This is a genomic window from Diaphorobacter sp. HDW4B (assembly GCF_011305535.1).
GTDB lineage: Bacteria > Pseudomonadota > Gammaproteobacteria > Burkholderiales > Burkholderiaceae_C > Diaphorobacter_A.
In genome coordinates, this window is sequence record NZ_CP049905.1 from 2580296 (window position 1) to 2596822 (window position 16527).

Here is a 16527-nt window from a genome sequence, read left to right on the forward strand (position 1 = left end):
CCATCGTGGACAGGCTGACAGCGGCGTGCAGAACGGTCATTGAAGACAACAGGATCTTGATGGACAAGTGAGTGAGCCTCATGCCTCATCATGAGCGGGTATTGAAGAGTGAAAAGAAGTTGGAATTGCGATATGGATAAGGTCACGACAACAGGCAATCACGACAACAAAAACGGCGCGGATGTGCTGGTGGATACGCTGCTGGCCAATCAGGTCGATGTGTGCTTTGCCAACCCAGGAACGTCGGAGATGCACTTCGTCGCCGCACTCGACCGCAAGCCGCAGATGCGCTGCGTGCTGGGGCTTTTCGAAGGCGTGGTGACCGGCGCGGCCGATGGCTATGCGCGCATGGCGGACAAGCCCGCATGCACGCTGCTGCATACCGGTCCGGGCCTTGCCAATGCACTGGCCAACATGCACAACGCGCGCCGAGCCAACACGCCCATGGTGAACATCGTGGGTGACCATGCGAGCTACCACCTGCACCACGACGCGCCGCTCACCAGCGACATCGAATCGCTGGCACGTCCCATGTCCAAATGGGTGGGCCGCGTGCGCAACGCGAGCGAGGTTGCGCAGCAGGCTGCGGAGGCGATCCACGCATCGACCACGCTTGGTGGCGGAGTGACCACGCTGATCCTGCCTGCCGATGCGGCATGGTCCGAGACTTCGGTAGCGCCCGTGATCGCACAGCCGCCACAGACCTTGGCGCTGGATGACCATGTGCTGCGCCGCAGTGTGGCGGCGCTGCAGTCGAAGGCCGATGGTAAGACGCTGTTGCTGCTCTCCGGTCGTGCGCTGCGTGAAGATGCGCTCGCCATCGCGCAAAGCATTGCCGAGCGCACGGGTGCGCATCTGCTCGCGCAGCAATCAAACGCGCGCACGCAACGTGGTCAGGGGCGTGTGGCGATCGAGCGCGTGCCCTACAACGTGGACGCGGCGCTCAAGCTGCTCGCACCCTACAAGCGCGTGATTCTCATCGGTGCCAAGGCTCCTGTGGCCTTCTTCGCCTATCCCGGCAAACCGGGCTCCATGCTGCCTGCGGATGCGGACGTCATCCATCTGAGTCCATTGGGTGGCGATGCGCTCGCCGCGCTACAGCAACTGGCCAGCGCGACCGGTGCCAGCGGCAAGCCGCAATCGCTGCAGGCCCTGCCCAGCATGCCCGCGCCGGACAAGCTGAACTGGAGCACGGGCACGCCCATCAATGCGCTCACCTTCGCTCAGGCCATGGCCGAGCTGATTCCCGACAACGCCATCGTGTGCGACGAGTCGGTCAGTTCCGGGCGCGATTTTTTCCGCTACACCATGCAGGCCGCGCCGCACGACTATCTGCAGATCACCGGCGGTGCCATCGGCAACGGCATTCCGCTGGCCACCGGCGCGGCCATTGCCTGCCCCGACCGCAAGGTCGTTCTCATGCAGGCCGACGGCAGCGCGATGTACACCGTGCAAGGCCTGTGGACGCAGGCGCGCGAGAAACTCGATGTGCTCAACATCATCATCGCCAATCGCAAATACGCCATCCTGCGCGGCGAGTTCACGAGCGTGGGCGCAGGCGAGCCGGGCCACAACGCCAACCAGATGCTCAACCTCGACAACCCGAACATCGACTGGGTCCACATGGCCAACGCCTCGGGCATGGAGGCCGTGCGCGTATCCAACATCGCCGCGTTCGGCGATGCGGTGCGCGCGGCGCTCAAGCGCAAGGGGCCGTTTTTGATTGAGGCGGTATTTTGAATCGGCTGAAATCGGTTCAGCGTTTGCGCGACAGAAACGGAGCCATGTAGCGCTGCGGTTCATCCGTCTCGAACGCTTCGCCGAACGCCTGTACGCTGCGGTCTATGCCTGCTTCAAGACTCGACTCCTGCCAGTACTGCAGCAAGGCTTTCTGCGAGCGGATCGCGCGTGGGCCGCTTTCGGCGATGGGGTGAATGGTGCGCTCGACCAGGGTGTCGAGTTCACCTGCGTCACACACGAATTGCAGAAATCCCCAGCGCAGCGCTTGGTCTGCATCGACGTTCTCTCCGGTCAGCAGCAACCAGTTGGTCGCACCTTGGCCGATCAGTCGCGGCAGCAATGCCGCATGGATGACCGAGGGAATGCCGACGCGCACTTCGGGCATGCCGAAGAAGGCATCGCGCGAGGCGAGGCGAATGTCGCAGGCAGCGGCCAGTTCCAGTCCCGCGCCGAGGCAGAAGCCGGGAATGCGCGCCACAGTCGGCACGGGAATGGCGGCCACGGCATCGCACAGGTGACGCAGGTGGGTAATGAATGCGCGTCCACCCGATGGATCCAGCTCAGCCATCTCGTAGATGTTCGCGCCACCCACAAACGCTTTTTCTCCTGTGCCGCGCAGGATCACGGCGCGTGCATCGCTCTGTTGTGCGATCCAGCGTGCGGCCTCGGTCAGGCCTTGGGTGACGGGCGTGGCGAGAATGTTCAGGCTTTTGGCGTCACAGATCTGCAGCGAGTACACGCCGCGTTCGTCACGGGTGATCTGGCTGTGCGCAAATGTGGGGATGGACATTGGCATGGAGAACTCTCGCTGTGATGGGTGTCGTGGAAGAGGCCGAGTGAATACATGCTAACGTCGGCCTGAAACGCACACTGCCGCCAGCGTGACAGCATGTTGGCTCGCAGTGGTTGCATTCATCATCACGACAACCGTATGACATCCAAAGACGATTGGCCCCGCGAGAAGCGCTGGAAGGACATGTACACGCGTGGCGACAAGCTGGCGCGTGCGAAGCAGCTCGGATTCGAATATCCCGTGATCACCGAGCGACAACTGGTGCAGGGGCAAGAGTCGGAACGCAAGCAGGATATGAACGCCTCGGCATCTCCGCGCACGAAGATCCTGTTTGTCTGCAGTCGCAACCAATGGCGAAGCCCGACGGGCGAGCAGGTCTGGCGCAGGCATCCTCGGGTGGAGGCGCGCTCCGGCGGCACCAGTTCGAACGCGCGCCATGTGGTGTCGGTCGACGATGTGCGTTGGGCTGATGTGATCTTCGTGATGGAAGAAAAGCACAAATCGCGCTTGCTGGCGGAGTTCACGCGGCTGCTTGAGAACAAGCGCATTGTCGTGCTCGACATTCCGGACGAGTACAAGTACATGGATCCGGAACTGGTCGAGATGCTGGAGCAATCCGTCGCGAGCGCGCTCGGATTGGACCAGCAGGACGACTGATTCAGCAGCTTGCTTCAGGCGGCGATTGCTCGCACATTCACCTTGAAGCCACCTTCCACCGGTTCGGTCGAAAACTGGACAGGCAGAAACTTCTCGATCACCTCAAAGTTTGTGCGCGCGTGCGGCGTGATGCCTGAGCAGGTGTAGCTAGCGGCCTTGCCCGTTTGATCGACCGCGATGGCCAGTGGCAGCGCCCACTGGTCGGCCAGATGTGGTCCCACTGCGGTCGTGCCGGCTGCCTTGTATTTGCGTACTTCGGAAGCCACGCCATCTGCGACCTGTTCGGAGGTCACGCCCTTGGCGCCGATGCGCGTGAACACCTCGCAGACATGTTCGTGTCGGAGCACCGCGATCAGCGCGTTGCCGGGGCCTTCGTCCTGGCGTGCGCTGCCGACCAGCAGTTGCTCGTCTTGCCAACCGAGCCGCTGCTGTAGCGCCTGCAGTTCGCGCCGTGCGATGGAGCGTGGAATGGCCGCTGCCAGGCATTCGGCATATTGCTCGCGCAGCTCACCGCGTTCCGTCAGGTCGAATGGTGTGAGCGTATCTGCTGCGCCACCGAACTCGGCATGGATCACGCCGCCGCCTTGCGGATAGAAGCCGTGGCGCTTGAGTGTGAGTTGTGCGGACACGCCCAGTTGGCGCACCAGCGGCGCGTAGCTCAGATCGAGGAAATGAAACGGCGGTGCCATATGGTTGTGCGTGCCGCCGCGCAGTTCCACGCGCGTGGTGCCCGCCACGGTGAGCAGCGCGGGCCAGATGGTTTGAAGCACCAGCGTGCAGCTTCCTGCCGAGCCGATGTTGAACTCGTAGTCGCCGGGCTTGATGGCACCGGGGGTGAATTGCAGGTGCTGCGAGTTGAGCGCAGTGCCTTCCACCTGCGCTCCCGAGATCTGCGCGGCCGCGTTCACGCAGGTCAGATGCTGGCGCATCAGCCCTGGCTTGGCGCGCTTGGCGCGGATGTCCTTGAGGACGAAAGGCGTTCCTGTGTGCATGGACAGCGCGAGCGAGGTGCGCAGGATCTGGCCGCCACCTTCGCCTTGGGAACCGTCGATTTCCAGAATGGTTGTCATGTTGTTCATCTCGTTTTCATTCTTGTTGTTGTGATGCTGGGTGTGTCATGTGACGCCAGCGCATCGTGGCCGTTCGCTGAAATGCAGCACCGCATCCATCAGACAATCGTTCGCCAAGTCTGCCGTCATCCTGTCACCCACATGCACCGGAGCGTAGCGCATTGCAGCGTCCAGCTCCTTTTCCAGAAAGGCGTGTATGCCTTTCCAAGGGGCGCTCGTGGCCGATTCGCCTGCGCGCATCTTCTTGTCGAGCAGTGCATTGAGTTCATCGACCAGAGCCGCATCGGTCAACAGTTGTGTCGCCAGTTCGGCGAAGCGCATAGGTGGAACGGTGCCGCACTCGCGTATCCAACGTGCTGCCAGCAGCGGTCGCAGTGCATAGAAGTACTTCTTGTACTTCACCACCTCACCATCGCGCAGATGCGTTTTCATGGTCTTGTGGGCCATCGAAAGATAGTGGTGGTAAGAGCGCACGGGTGACCAGTAGAGCACGGCCAGTTCGCGCAGTCGTGCAACCCACGTTGCTTCCTCGCGATACACCACGGGTGAGCGCAGCCATTCGAGCAGCACCGGGTTGGAGGCGCGCATCAATTGCAGCGCCTTGCGCAGTTCCCAGCCGCTCACGTCGAGATCATCGCTGACGGGCACTTCGATCACGTCGCGCCGCGCATCCACGCGCAGATACCAGTCGAGACGGTGCACGTAGACAAAGCGCACGTCGTAGTCGCTGTCGGGTGATGCGAAGCCCCAGCCGCGGCTTCCGGATTCGCAGGCGAACAGCACGGTCACGTCGTGTTCGCGCTCCAATGCCGCGAGTTGTGCCTCCACCGCGCTGCGCACTTCGGTGCTTACGGGGTGGGCACTAAGAACCTTTTCGTTCTTGTCAAAATTGTCGTTTTCAAACTCTATGGAAAGCATTTGGCTTTCTCCTTTTCATTTCTGAAGCGGAGAGAGTCAACCAGGGGCTCTCTCCGATCAACCCTTCACGCAGACAACCTGCTTCAAGGTATGGACCACTTCCACCAGATCCTTCTGTGCTTCCATCACCGCGTCGATGTCCTTGTAGGCCATCGGGATCTCATCGATCACATCGGCATCCTTTCTGCATTCCACGCCTTCGGTGGCCTTGATCTGATCCGCGACCGTGAACATCTTCTTGGCCTTGGTACGGCTCATCACGCGACCTGCACCGTGGCTGCAGCTCTCGAAGCTCTCGGGATTTCCGAGGCCGCGAACGATGTAGCTTCGTGCGCCCATGCTTCCGGGGATGATCCCCATCTCACCGCGCTTGGCGCTCACGGCACCTTTTCGCGTCACGAACACGTCTTCACCGAAGTGGTGTTCCTTCTGCACATAGTTGTGGTGGCAGTTCACCGCTTCCACATGCGACTCGAAGGGCTTGGCGATCACCTTTCGCACGGCGGCGATCAGGTTGGCCATCATCACTTCGCGGTTCTTCATCGCGAACTTCTGTGCCCAGGACACACCACGCACGTAATCCCCGAAGTACTGCGCGCCTTCTTCGAAATACGCCAGATCCTTATCGGGCAGATTTCGCATATTGCGTTCAGCGTCCTTCTTCGCCAGTTCTATGAAGTGGTTACCGATGGCGTTACCTACGCCGCGCGAGCCGGAGTGCAGCATGAACCACACGAAGTCGTTCTGATCGATGCACACTTCCACGAAGTGATTTCCCGAACCCAGCGTTCCCAGGTGCTTTCGGTTGTTGGTGTTCTCAAGACGTGGGTGCAGCTCGCACAGCGCCTTGAATTCGTCGGCCAGCGTCGCCCATGCCTGATCCACCAGATCGGGCGGGGTATCCCAGGCACCGGGATCGCGTCCACGGTTCTTGGGTGCGAAACCATGCGGCACGGTCTTTTCGATCGCCGAGCGCAGGGGGCCCAGGTTATCGGGCAGATCGCTCGCACGCAGCGTGGTCTTCGCAGCCATCATTCCGCAACCGATATCCACACCGACAGCGGCGGGGATGATTGCCTTGATGGTGGGAATCACGGACCCGATGGTCGCGCCGATTCCCAGATGCACGTCGGGCATCGCGGCGATGTGTTTGAAAACCACAGGCAGTTGCGCCGTATTGGCGAGCTGCTTGAGCGCTTCGTCTTCCACGGGCACACCCTTGGTCCACATCTTCACGGGGACACCGTTGGGTGCTTGGGTCACGTTGTAGTTCAGTTCTTCTTGGGACATTTTGTTTTCCTCTTTTTCTCGACCAGCTTTCAATTCGGGAAGGATGCCTCACTGGGACAAGGGATGGTGAAATGTTTCGTGCTCTACCAGACTGAGCTACGGTCTTTCGACCGGCGGGATTCGAACCCGCGACCACGAGCGTAATAGGCTGTAATTCCACCAGCATTCGCAGCAAGGCAACCAAACGGTGGGCTCCGAGACTCTGTGCGACCAGACATGTGCAGGAATGGATCGGCCAAGGTGCCGGAGTGAACCTCCGGGACTGGGAATCGAACCCAGCTATTGATGTATTCCTGCACGCATTCGCGCAAAGCTCGAAACCTTGCTTCTCTCACTCATTGACCGCCTTGCATCGACAAGGGTTGGTGAAACGTTTGGGGTTCCGGTGCTCTTCCAGATTGAGCTACGGTGATTCTTGCGAGCCACCGACGGGATTCGAACCCGCGACCTCCGGATTAATGTAGTTCCACCGGCATTCGATGCCAGACCATCAAACCAATCTACTTCACTTTCATTCATCCAATCCAAGGAGCGCGACAAGGGGGAGCAAGACGTAGCCATGTCCGGTTTCCCGGCTGAGGAATCGAACCTCGGCATCCAGATGTAGTCCTGCAAGCATTCGCGCCAAACTTTCAATTCATTCCGATGAACGTCCCGCTGCGACAAGGGTTTGGTGAAACGAACAGCTTGTGCCCTGCCACTAGGCTACAGCCTCTCTATCAAGGCTGACGGGAATCGAACCCGCTGCTCCAAGCACCCATGTAGTTCCACCTGCATTCGCAGCACGACATTCAAACTTCAATTCATATGGAGCATCCGCCGCTGGCGACCAGGAGTTGGTGAGACATTACAGTTTGGAGATGTAGTCCCACCAGCATTCGCCAGCGACAGATGATCACTCTTCACATCACTGGGGTGCGATCACGATCTTCTCGATCTCGCCCACCCAGTGCTCGGCACCGAGCTCGCCCTTGGCAAAGCTGGCCACCACATCGAACACCGCGTCGCTGAAACCACCGACATTCAGGATGTCTTGGCGTTCCATCGCCTGCGTTGTTCCATAGGGCTGGATATCGATGCACACCAGCTTCGCGTTGGGGTTGCGATGCTTGATGCGTTCCCATTCCAGCATGGTCTGCGTCGCTCCGCGGCGCACACCGTCGACCCAGGACTCGTTGTCCGAGACCATGATCACCAGATCCACATGGGCCTTTTCATCGGCCAGCTGCTTCAAGGGCGCGCTGCAGTTCGTTCCACCTCCACCGATGCCGGCGAGCTTGGTGGCGTTGGTCATCACCGAATCGCGAGCGTTCAGCTTCAGACCCGTCACCACCTTTTGCTCGAACGGCAGCACGCGGGCTTCGCGGTTCTTGCGCAGCACGGCGGCGGCCATCAAACCAGCCACGTCGATGCATCGCACCGTAGTGGTGGCACCAGCGCGGTAACCCGTCACAGGCGAGCTCATCGAACCCGACACGTCGGGGCACACCACCACCGATCCAGCAAAGCTGGGCACGTTGGCCAGCGCCTTTTCCATCGCGTCCTGCAAGGCTTCACGCACCTTGTTGGGCACCTTTTCGTCGCTCGCCTTGAAGGCGGACAGCAACTGATAAGGCATCGCACGGGCCTTGGCCACGGCGCTTGCGTCCTTGAGCTTGGCGGCAATCAGATCCGTCATACCCTTCACTTCAAACACGCCGTGGCGTGCAAAAGTGTTCAGGTTCTGACGCACCATCTGCCACGAACCGTTCTTCGCGATCGCTGCCCATTGCTTGGTGTTCAGTTCCAGCGCGGTCATCATCTGAAAAGGCACATCAGGCACGTCCATGGAGGTCACTCCGTTGGCCTTCTCTCGCTTGAAGCGTTCGAATGCCTGCGTGATGGGTGGCAGGTCGGCCTCGTTGAAAGGCTTTCCGATCAACCATGCAAACCATGTGGCGCGCCATGCTTCTTGCGGCTTGGGGTGAACCATCTTCACCACGTCGGCCAGCGAAGGCGTGTTGCCCACCGATGCGTTCAGCAACTGCTTTTCAGTGGCCGTCAGCAACCAGTTCTGCACCAGTTTCTTGGGCGCGGTACCAAGGGACTTTCGACCCATCGCACCGCTGCGCACGATCTGCACAAAGTTGCGCAGCATCTTGCCGTTATCCACCACGCGGCTGAACACCTGTGCCAGCAGATCGGTATCCCACACCGCCAGCGCTGCGGCCAGTGTGGCGGGCATGTCCTTCATGTAGCCGCGTTGGCGGGCATAGATGGCCGTCTTGGCGGTGAAGGCGTTGTCCACCGTCACCACGAGGTTGGCGATCTGATCGAGCTGCTCTTCGGCGCTCGCATAGAAGGTCTGACCCAGCGCACCGGTCACTGCCATCTGCGCCAATTGATGACGAGGGCCGAACGCGTAGGCACCAGCATTCTGGTGGTTCAGCGTGTTCACTGCAGTCGGTGCTGCGCCCTGGCGGGTCTGGAAAAGTTGCTTGTTGACCATGATGATTTCCTTTGCATTCAACATTCGAGTGCTTATCTCATTGCAACGGGTGTGCCAACTTTTTCAATGCGCTGGCGAATGGATTGCAAGTTGTTGAATTTAATGGGATTTTTCATTTTTCGCGTGGAAGTGATTAAAATTTGTGCACAAGATAATCCCATCAGAACTAGAATTGAAAATAGTTATTTAGAAAATTGGATATGGCCAAAAAGACCGTCGTCATCGGATTCATGGGCACCCAACTCGATTCGGGACTGGGTGCGGGGCGCTGGGCCAAGTGGCGGCCCACGGTGTCGCTTGTGCAGCATGAGGACCGGCTGATTGACCGCATCGAACTGCTGTACAGCAAGAAGTACCAGTCGCTTGCCGACCTGTTGGTCAAGGACATCGCCAACGTCTCGCCCGAGACGCAGGTGAATCTGGTCACGGCCGAGGTGGCCGACCCGTGGGACTTCGGCGAGATGTACGCGGCCATCTACGACTGGGCGCGCACCTATCCGTTCGACCCGGAGAACGAGCAGTACTGGGTGCATATCACCACCGGCACGCACGTGGCGCAGATCTGCATGTTCCTGATGGTCGAGTCGCGCCAGATTCCCGGCGTGCTGCTGCAGACCTCGCCGCCGCGCAAGCAGACACAGGGCGAGGCGGGCGAGATGACGCTCATCGACCTCGACCTCTCGCGCTACGACTCGCTGGCGCAGCGCTTCAGTCAGGCCAAGGACGAGGCCATCGAATTCCTGAAAAGCGGCATCGCCACACGCAATGCGCGCTTCAACCGGTTGATCGAAGAGATCGAGCGCGTGGCTGTGCGCTCCAAGGCACCGATTCTTTTCACCGGGCCGACGGGCGCGGGCAAGTCGCATCTCGCGCGGCGCATGTTCGAGTTGAAGAAGGCGCGCCATCAGATCGAAGGCGAATTTGTCGAGGTGAACTGCGCCACCTTGCGCGGCGATGGCGCGGCGTCCACGCTGTTCGGCCACAAGAAGGGCGCGTTCACCGGCGCCGCTGCCGACCGTGCGGGCCTGTTGCGTGCGGCGCATCAGGGCGTGCTGTTTCTCGATGAGTTGGGCGAGCTGGGTCTGGATGAACAAGCCATGCTTTTGAAGGCCGTGGAAGAAAAGCGTTTCTATCCCATGGGCAGCGACAAGGAGGTGACGAGCGACTTTCAGCTCATCGTCGGCACCAACCGCGATCTGCGCGTGGACGTGGCCGAGGGGCGCTTTCGCGAAGACCTGTTTGCGCGCATCAACTTGTGGTCATACACGCTGCCGGGCTTGGCGCAACGGCCCGAGGACATCGAGCCCAATGTCGATCACATGCTCGCGCGCTCGTCCTCCGAGATCGGCCGCAACGTGCGCTTCAACGCCGAGGCGCGCGCGGCTTATCTGCTGTTTGCCAAGTCGAACGAAGCGCCCTGGTCCGGCAACTTCCGCGATCTCGCGGCCAGCGTCACGCGGCTGGCCACGCTGGCCGAAGGAGGGCGCATTTCCGTCGAGCAGGTGCAGGCCGAAGTCAGCCGCCTGCAATGGCTGTGGCAGCACGCGGGTGGCGATGCGGCTGCGTTGGTGGATGACGCGGTCGATCTGGCCGACGTGCTGACCGCGTCGCAACTGGAGCAGCTCGATTGCTTTGACCGCTTGCAGCTCGAATGCGTCGTCCGCATCTGTCGCCAATCGCGCACCTTGTCCGAGGCGGGACGCAGGCTGTTCGACAAGTCGCGCACGCAAAAAGCGGTGGTCAACGACGCGGACCGGCTACGCAAGTATCTGCACAAGTTCGGGCTGAACTGGGATGCGCTCAACCGCTAGCGCATTGCTGTGTGCAAACCCAGTATGAAGCCAAAGAATCAACAGCATTGTCCACAGCTTTGCAAAACTTGTACACAGCGAATTCACAAATCGTAAATTGGAAAAATGCATTTCATATCAACGCATTGAATGAACTTTCTGCGTGACGAATCGACGAAATAAACAGGGTTTTTGCGCTGCAATACGGCTGTGTATAACTATGTGGGAATCGATCCGGGCAGAGCTATCCACAAACCAGTGGATTGGGCTTGAAGGTGCACATTGGGAACCTACAGAGGGGGTGATGCCGGGATAACCATGTTGATATGTATGTGCATATCCAGTGTTTATCTTGGTCGTGTGAGGGCGTGAGAGCTTGCCATGAAAAAATTTGACTGCTTGGTGAAAATCCGTGGGTTTGCGAGCGTTCTGGCGGCCGCAATCGCTGGTAGAGTGCCCATTCATATCAAACACAACGGGTATCCCGAGGAGCGAAGCGCCATGAAGATTCGTACGCTGGCTGCGGCCACCATTGCCGCCATCACCCTGGTCAGCGGCGTCGCGAACGCCGACCAACTGGACGACATCAAGAAGAAGGGCGAGCTGGTGGTCGGCGTGCTGGGCACGGACGAGCCGCTGAGCTTCATCGATCCCAAGTCGCGCGAGCTGGTGGGCTACGACGTGGACCTGGGCCGTGCCGTGGCGCAGAAGCTGGGCGTGAAGCCGGTCTTCAAGCAGATCACGCTGGCCGCGCGCATCCCCGAGCTGCAGCAAGGTCACATCGACCTGCTGGCCGCATCGCTCACGCACAACAAGGAACGCGAAGCGCAGATCGACTTTTCGCTGACCACCTTCATCACCGGCCAGAAGGTGATGACCAAGGCCAACAGCCCGATCAAGGACGTGTCCGAACTTGCCGGCAAGCGCGTGGCGACGGCCAAGGGCAGCTCGATGGAAGTGAACATCAAGAAGGCCGTGCCGACCGCCAATGTGATCTCGTTCGACACCTCGCCGCAAGCGCTGGTCGCCATGCAGCAAGGCAAGGCCGTGGCGTTCGTGAACGACGAGATGAGTCTGGTGCGCGCGATGGTGCAACTGGGCGATCAGCGCAAGGACTACAAGCTGCTGCCCACGATCATCAGCATCGAGCCGCTGGCGCTGGGCATCAAGAAGGGCGAAGCCGGTTTCAAGAAGGTGGTGGACGACACGCTGCGTGAAATGGAAGCCAGCGGCAAGGCCGAAGGTCTGTACGAACAATGGTTCGGCCAGAAGAGCAGCCTGAAGATGGACAAGCGCGCGTTCAAGTTCGAGACCGACAAGGTCGCCGAATAAACGCATGATGGTTTGTTTCGGGTCTTGGGTCTTGCCTTCAAACGTTGCAAGGCCCGCGGACCCGTCGGACAAGGCGCTCTCTGGCAGAGCGCCTTTGTGTTTTCACGCACCGTGAAATCTCCGTGCACGCCGTGCTGGACATGAACCTATGACTTCTTTCGATCCGCAGATGCTCCTCTCGGGCCAGTACCACGACATGCTCGTGGCGGGGCTCAAGATGTCGCTGCAATATCTTTTCTGGGCCTTCTGGATTGCGTTGCCGCTGGGGCTGGTGATCGCGCTGTTTCGCCTGTCGCCCTACAAGCCGCTGCGCTGGATCGGCGCAACGTATGTGGAAGTGATCCGCAGCATTCCGCTGCTCGCGCACATGCTGTTCTGGTACTTCGGCGTGCCGGAGATGCTGCCCGTGTCCATCAAGGAAATGCTCTACGAAGGCCCGGTGGAAAGCATCTGCGCCGTGGTGGCGCTGGGCGTCTACACGGCGGCTTACATGGCCGAAGACATCCGCAGCGGCATCCGCGCGGTGCCCGGTGTGCAGATGGAAGCTGCGCGCGCGTTGGGCCTTGGCTACATGAAGACCATGTGTCTGGTGATTCTGCCGCAGGCGTTTCGCCTGACCGTGCCGCCGCTGATCTCGCAGACCCTGAACATGTGGAAAGGCACATCGATCGCCACCGTGATCGGTGCGGCGGAAATGATGTACCAGGCCGGGCAGGTGGAGAGCCAGTCGTTTCGCAGCTTCGAGGCGTTCGCGTTCGCAAGTGCCTCGTATCTGGTGGTGTCGCTCATCATCACGGGCATCGCGGTCTGGTTCCAGCACCGCTATCCCGTGCGCACCATGTAGTCCCACAAGAAGAACAAGAACATCATGCTGGAACTCATTCAAGAATACTGGTTGTACTTCCTCGTCGGGCAGTACCCCAAAGGGCCGCTCGGCGGGCTCGCGCTCACCATCATTCTCGCCACGCTGGGGCTGATTCTGTCCATGCCGCTCGGCCTCGTCTTCGGGCTGATGCGCGTGTCGTCCAACCGCTGGCTGCGCTTGCCCGTGACGGGTTTCATCTACGTCGTGCGCGGCATGCCGCTGCTCATGGTGGTGTTCTGGGCTTACTTCTTTCTGCCCAGCGTCACGGGTGTGAAGACCGATCAGTTCTGGACCATGCTGATCGCGCTGGTGGTGTTCGACGCCGTGTACCTCGCCGAGATCGTGCGTGCAGGCATTCTCGGTCTGCCCAAGGGCCAGATGGAATGTGCGCGTTCGCTGGGCCTGCCCTACATGAAGGCCATGCGCTCGGTGATCCTGCCGCAGGCGCTGCGCAACTCGCTGCCATCGCTGGTCAACCAGTTCATCTCGACGATCAAGGAAACCTCGCTGGGTTACATCATTGGCCTTGCCGAAGTGACCTTCATCGCCACCCAAATCAACAGCCTCGTCTTCACCAAACCCGCACAGGTGTTCGGCATTCTGGGCCTCACTTACTTCGTGCTGTGCTTCGGCCTGTCGCGACTGGCATTCTGGATAGAGCGACGACTCGAGCGCAAAGGCCTCGGCAATCGTCCGCAAGCAAAGGTAGCAGCATGATCGAGCTGAAAAACGTGAACAAGTGGTATGGCGACTACCACGCGCTGGTGGATGTGAACGAGACCATCACCACCGGCGAAGTCGTCGTGGTGTGCGGCCCTTCGGGCTCGGGCAAATCCACGCTGATCCGCACCATCAACCGGCTGGAAGAAATCCAGGGCGGCCACATTCTGCTCGACGGGCAGGACGTGCACGACCCCAAGCTCGATGTGAACACCTTGCGCGCCGGCATCGGCTTTGTGTTCCAGCAGTTCAACCTGTTCCCGCACCTCACCGTGCTGGAAAACTGCACGCTCGCCGCAGTGCAGCTCGGCAAACTCAGCGCCGCCGAAGCGAAGGACCGCGCCATGGCACTGCTCGAACGCGTGGGCCTGGCGCACAAGGCGAGCGCGATTCCGAACCAGCTCTCCGGCGGCCAACAGCAACGCGTCGCCATCGCGCGCGCGTTGACGTTGAAGCCGCCCATCATGCTGCTCGACGAACCTACCAGCGCGCTCGATCCCGAAATGGTCGGTGAAGTGCTGCTGGTGATGCGCGACCTGGCAAAGGACGGCATGACCATGGTCTGCGTCACCCACGAAATGGGCTTCGCCCGCGAAGTCGCCGACCGCGTGATCTTCATGGACCAGGGCGCCGTGCTGGAACGCGCCAAGCCGCAGGATTTCTTCAACCACCCGCAGCACCCGCGCACGCAGAAGTTTCTGGCGGATATACGGTCGCCGTTCGAGCGCGGGGCTTGAGCGGGAAGAGCCGTGCGGCTGAATCTGCTCCTTTTGCCTGTGGATAACCTTGTTGAAGAGCTTTGGTTATATTGTGGGATATCGGTGATCAAGTCACGGACCTCTCCGCAATGGAACAAGCATCCTCAAGCTTTGAGCCCGCAGGCGCTGCAGGCCTGATCGTTCGGCAATTCCTCTCCCGCAAGGAATGCCAGGACCTGATCCAACTGGCCGAACGCAGCGGATTCGTCGCCGCTCAGGTGAGGACCACAGACGGTCAGAAACCCATGCCACAGGTCCGCAACAACCAGCGCACGACGCTTGCGTCGCCCGAATGGGTTGTGTCGCTGTGGGAGCGGCTTGCTGCCTTGCCCTTGCCCGTGGTCGATGGCAAGAAAGCCGTTGGCCTGCCTCGTGAGTTGCGCTTCTATAAATACGAGCCCGGCGAGCGCTTCAAGATGCACAAGGATGGCCCGTGGCACGAAGACGGGTTGAGCAGCAAGCTCACCGCGCTCGTCTATCTCAACGACGGTTATGAGGGCGGGGAAACCAACTTTCGCGATGCGACTGTGGTGCCGGAAACCGGCATGCTGCTGCTCTTCGAACATCCGAACTGGCATGAAGGCGCAGCGCTGACCAAGGGTGTGAAATATGTGCTGCGCTCGGACGTGATGTATGCGTAACCAAGAAGTTGTGTCGGCAATCGCCTGGGCAGCCTAGGTGCGAGCGTGCTCACCGGAACTGCGAACCAACCGTTTAACCAACCGCTTCCCCAAACGCACCGAAGGCGCTTCCACAACGTAGTAGACGATGGTGGAAAGCAATATGGTCAGCAGTGCACTGATCCCGACGATGGTCCCCAGGTGCCAACCCATTTCGCGTAGTGCAGGCGTGCGCGAGAACCACCACAGCATGGGGTAGAACACCACCGGATGCAGCAGGTAGATGGAATAGCTGATGCGTCCCAGCCATGAGCACACGCCGGGCCTGGAGTCCTTTGTGCCGATGGCGACGAGGAACAGCAGGATGCCGATGGCATACGAAAGAAACACGCTGCTGAGATTGGCTTGCGCGATTCCCTGGTGGATCGCAAAGACGCCGTAAGCGGGGAAGATAACGAGCCAGAACGCGGTAAACAGCATGATGGCGATCTGCAGCCATTTTCTGTCGGCGGGCTGCGTATTCGAGTCCTTGTACTTTCTGCACATGGCACCAAAGAACATGATGCACAGATAGGACACGTTGTAGGCGTAGATGCCCCGCCGCACAAGTGCGAAGAACACCAGCATGCCGAGTGCAATCAGGATCAGCTTGCGTGGCTGGTGCAGCCACTTCATCGCAAAAAGTGCTGCACACATCACGTAGAACAGCAACTCAAGCTGCAAGGACCAATATTGCCCCATGGCCGCGCGTGCGCCGAGCCATTCGGGGATCATGGTGAAGTTCAGCGCTATGTCGTGCGCAGACATCTCCTTGCCCCAAAGCATGTGACAGGCATACACGCCGGGAAGAATCGAAACCCAGAACGCGGGATAGAGACGAAAGAAGCGGTTGATGCCAAACTTCTTCAACTGCGCGAGACGGTCATTACCACGCAGGCTGGCAGGAATCACATAGCCGCTGATCGCAAAGAAAGCGACGACGCCGATGTTGCCGAACCCAAGAGCCTGCGCGACGTCAAGTACCCATTTCCCATGCACCTCGCCGGATTGCAGGTACTGCAGGAACACCTCGGACGTGTGATGCCACAAGACGAGCAGCGCCGCGATGGCGCGAAGTGCATCCAGATTGTTGTTGCGCGCGCTCATCGGGTCAAGGGATTGCGGAGGTTGGGCGCCATTCTAGCCAGCGCCTTCGTGCGGCACACGATGAAATAGAATCACCCGCTTGAAACCCGCGCCCCTCCTTCTGCAATGGTATGTCTCTGACGGACATCCTTGGTTGGCTGCGCGTTTTCACAGCTTCACTCTCGCCCGCATTGCACGCGGCAGCGCCAGTCGTCAGTCGGGCCGCACGCGCCTGACGCCGCCCTGAAAGCGGAACCCGGCGCTTCACGCACCTCCTCGCACCTTCTCGCATCTCACGGCTTCAACATCGCGTTCCGGTCGGGCCGTCCGTTTCTGACGGAAATCCTTTTTTCATCAAGTC

Annotated in this window: 14 protein-coding genes; 8 read left to right on the plus strand and 6 right to left on the minus strand. The window is 60.0% G+C overall.

Annotated elements, in window-relative coordinates:
- Positions 1-132 precede the first annotated feature (132 nt).
- Positions 133-1740, plus strand: coding sequence for an acetolactate synthase large subunit (locus G7048_RS11915; protein WP_166068347.1), 1608 nt, complete (start codon positions 133-135; stop codon positions 1738-1740).
- A gap of 16 nt (positions 1741-1756) precedes the next feature.
- Here G7048_RS11915 and G7048_RS11920 read toward each other — a convergent pair whose 3' ends face one another.
- Complete coding sequence (locus G7048_RS11920) at positions 1757-2536, minus strand: enoyl-CoA hydratase (RefSeq protein ID WP_166068348.1); 780 nt, start codon at positions 2534-2536, stop codon at positions 1757-1759.
- Positions 2537-2827: 291 nt separating this feature from the next.
- Between G7048_RS11920 and G7048_RS11925 the strand changes: the two genes are divergently transcribed.
- The gene (locus G7048_RS11925; protein ID WP_166070934.1) at positions 2828-3190 is read left to right on the plus strand and encodes a low molecular weight protein tyrosine phosphatase family protein; all 363 of its coding nucleotides are present in this window, start codon (positions 2828-2830) and stop codon (positions 3188-3190) included.
- 14 nt (positions 3191-3204) lie between these two features.
- Here the strand turns inward: G7048_RS11925 and rtcA are convergent, their stop codons facing one another.
- The 4 genes from rtcA to G7048_RS11945 form a co-directional block, all read right to left on the minus strand.
- The gene (gene rtcA, locus G7048_RS11930) at positions 3205-4269 is read right to left on the minus strand and encodes an RNA 3'-terminal phosphate cyclase (protein WP_166068349.1); all 1065 of its coding nucleotides are present in this window, start codon (positions 4267-4269) and stop codon (positions 3205-3207) included.
- Positions 4270-4305: 36 nt separating this feature from the next.
- Positions 4306-5178 carry a nucleotidyltransferase domain-containing protein gene (locus tag G7048_RS11935; RefSeq protein WP_166068350.1) on the minus strand — a complete coding sequence of 291 codons (873 nt, stop codon included), beginning with the start codon at positions 5176-5178 and terminating at the stop codon, positions 4306-4308.
- 57 nt (positions 5179-5235) lie between these two features.
- Positions 5236-6468 (minus strand): RtcB family protein, encoded by a 1233-nt coding sequence (locus G7048_RS11940; protein WP_166068351.1) that lies wholly within the window; start codon positions 6466-6468, stop codon positions 5236-5238.
- Between the two features lie 907 nt (positions 6469-7375).
- On the minus strand, positions 7376-8956 hold the full coding sequence (locus G7048_RS11945) for a TROVE domain-containing protein (protein WP_166068352.1): 1581 nt from the start codon (positions 8954-8956) through the stop codon (positions 7376-7378).
- Positions 8957-9156: 200 nt separating this feature from the next.
- On the opposite strand from G7048_RS11945, the gene rtcR reads away from it, so the two are divergent.
- From rtcR to G7048_RS11975, 6 genes are all read left to right on the plus strand, one after another.
- Positions 9157-10767, plus strand: coding sequence for an RNA repair transcriptional activator RtcR (gene rtcR, locus G7048_RS11950; RefSeq protein WP_166068353.1), 1611 nt, complete (start codon positions 9157-9159; stop codon positions 10765-10767).
- Positions 10768-11247: 480 nt separating this feature from the next.
- Positions 11248-12078 (plus strand): ABC transporter substrate-binding protein, encoded by an 831-nt coding sequence (locus G7048_RS11955; RefSeq protein ID WP_166068354.1) that lies wholly within the window; start codon positions 11248-11250, stop codon positions 12076-12078.
- Between the two features lie 148 nt (positions 12079-12226).
- Entirely contained in the window at positions 12227-12922 is a 696-nt protein-coding gene (locus G7048_RS11960; protein WP_166068355.1) for an amino acid ABC transporter permease, read from the plus strand.
- A 24-nt stretch (positions 12923-12946) separates the two neighbouring features.
- Entirely contained in the window at positions 12947-13660 is a 714-nt protein-coding gene (locus G7048_RS11965; RefSeq protein ID WP_166068356.1) for an amino acid ABC transporter permease, read from the plus strand.
- The gene (locus tag G7048_RS11970) at positions 13657-14400 is read left to right on the plus strand and encodes an amino acid ABC transporter ATP-binding protein (protein WP_166068357.1); all 744 of its coding nucleotides are present in this window, start codon (positions 13657-13659) and stop codon (positions 14398-14400) included. The genes G7048_RS11965 and G7048_RS11970 overlap by 4 nt, the downstream gene beginning before the upstream one ends.
- Positions 14401-14510: 110 nt before the next feature.
- Positions 14511-15062: a 2OG-Fe(II) oxygenase gene (locus G7048_RS11975; RefSeq protein WP_240933258.1), complete on the plus strand. Its 552-nt coding sequence runs from the start codon at positions 14511-14513 to the stop codon at positions 15060-15062.
- 33 nt (positions 15063-15095) lie between these two features.
- Here G7048_RS11975 and G7048_RS11980 read toward each other — a convergent pair whose 3' ends face one another.
- Entirely contained in the window at positions 15096-16187 is a 1092-nt protein-coding gene (locus G7048_RS11980; RefSeq protein ID WP_166068358.1) for an acyltransferase, read from the minus strand.
- Between the last annotated feature and the right edge of the window lie 340 nt (positions 16188-16527).

Excerpts from the sequence above, each read along its gene's own strand:
- G7048_RS11945 (WP_166068352.1), bottom strand. The coding sequence starts at position 8,956 with ATGGTCAACAAGCAACTTTTCCAGACCCGCCAGGGCGCAGCACCGACT.
- G7048_RS11980 (WP_166068358.1), bottom strand. The coding sequence starts at position 16,187 with ATGAGCGCGCGCAACAACAATCTGGATGCACTTCGCGCCATCGCGGCG.
- G7048_RS11935 (WP_166068350.1), bottom strand. The coding sequence starts at position 5,178 with ATGCTTTCCATAGAGTTTGAAAACGACAATTTTGACAAGAACGAAAAG.
- G7048_RS11960 (WP_166068355.1), top strand. The coding sequence starts at position 12,227 with ATGACTTCTTTCGATCCGCAGATGCTCCTCTCGGGCCAGTACCACGAC.
- G7048_RS11925 (WP_166070934.1), top strand. The coding sequence starts at position 2,828 with ATGAACGCCTCGGCATCTCCGCGCACGAAGATCCTGTTTGTCTGCAGT.
- G7048_RS11920 (WP_166068348.1), bottom strand. The coding sequence starts at position 2,536 with ATGCCAATGTCCATCCCCACATTTGCGCACAGCCAGATCACCCGTGAC.
- G7048_RS11965 (WP_166068356.1), top strand. The coding sequence starts at position 12,947 with ATGCTGGAACTCATTCAAGAATACTGGTTGTACTTCCTCGTCGGGCAG.
- G7048_RS11970 (WP_166068357.1), top strand. The coding sequence starts at position 13,657 with ATGATCGAGCTGAAAAACGTGAACAAGTGGTATGGCGACTACCACGCG.
- rtcR (WP_166068353.1), top strand. The coding sequence starts at position 9,157 with ATGGCCAAAAAGACCGTCGTCATCGGATTCATGGGCACCCAACTCGAT.
- rtcA (WP_166068349.1), bottom strand. The coding sequence starts at position 4,269 with ATGAACAACATGACAACCATTCTGGAAATCGACGGTTCCCAAGGCGAA.
- G7048_RS11975 (WP_240933258.1), top strand. The coding sequence starts at position 14,511 with ATGGAACAAGCATCCTCAAGCTTTGAGCCCGCAGGCGCTGCAGGCCTG.
- G7048_RS11940 (WP_166068351.1), bottom strand. The coding sequence starts at position 6,468 with ATGTCCCAAGAAGAACTGAACTACAACGTGACCCAAGCACCCAACGGT.
- G7048_RS11915 (WP_166068347.1), top strand. The coding sequence starts at position 133 with ATGGATAAGGTCACGACAACAGGCAATCACGACAACAAAAACGGCGCG.
- G7048_RS11955 (WP_166068354.1), top strand. The coding sequence starts at position 11,248 with ATGAAGATTCGTACGCTGGCTGCGGCCACCATTGCCGCCATCACCCTG.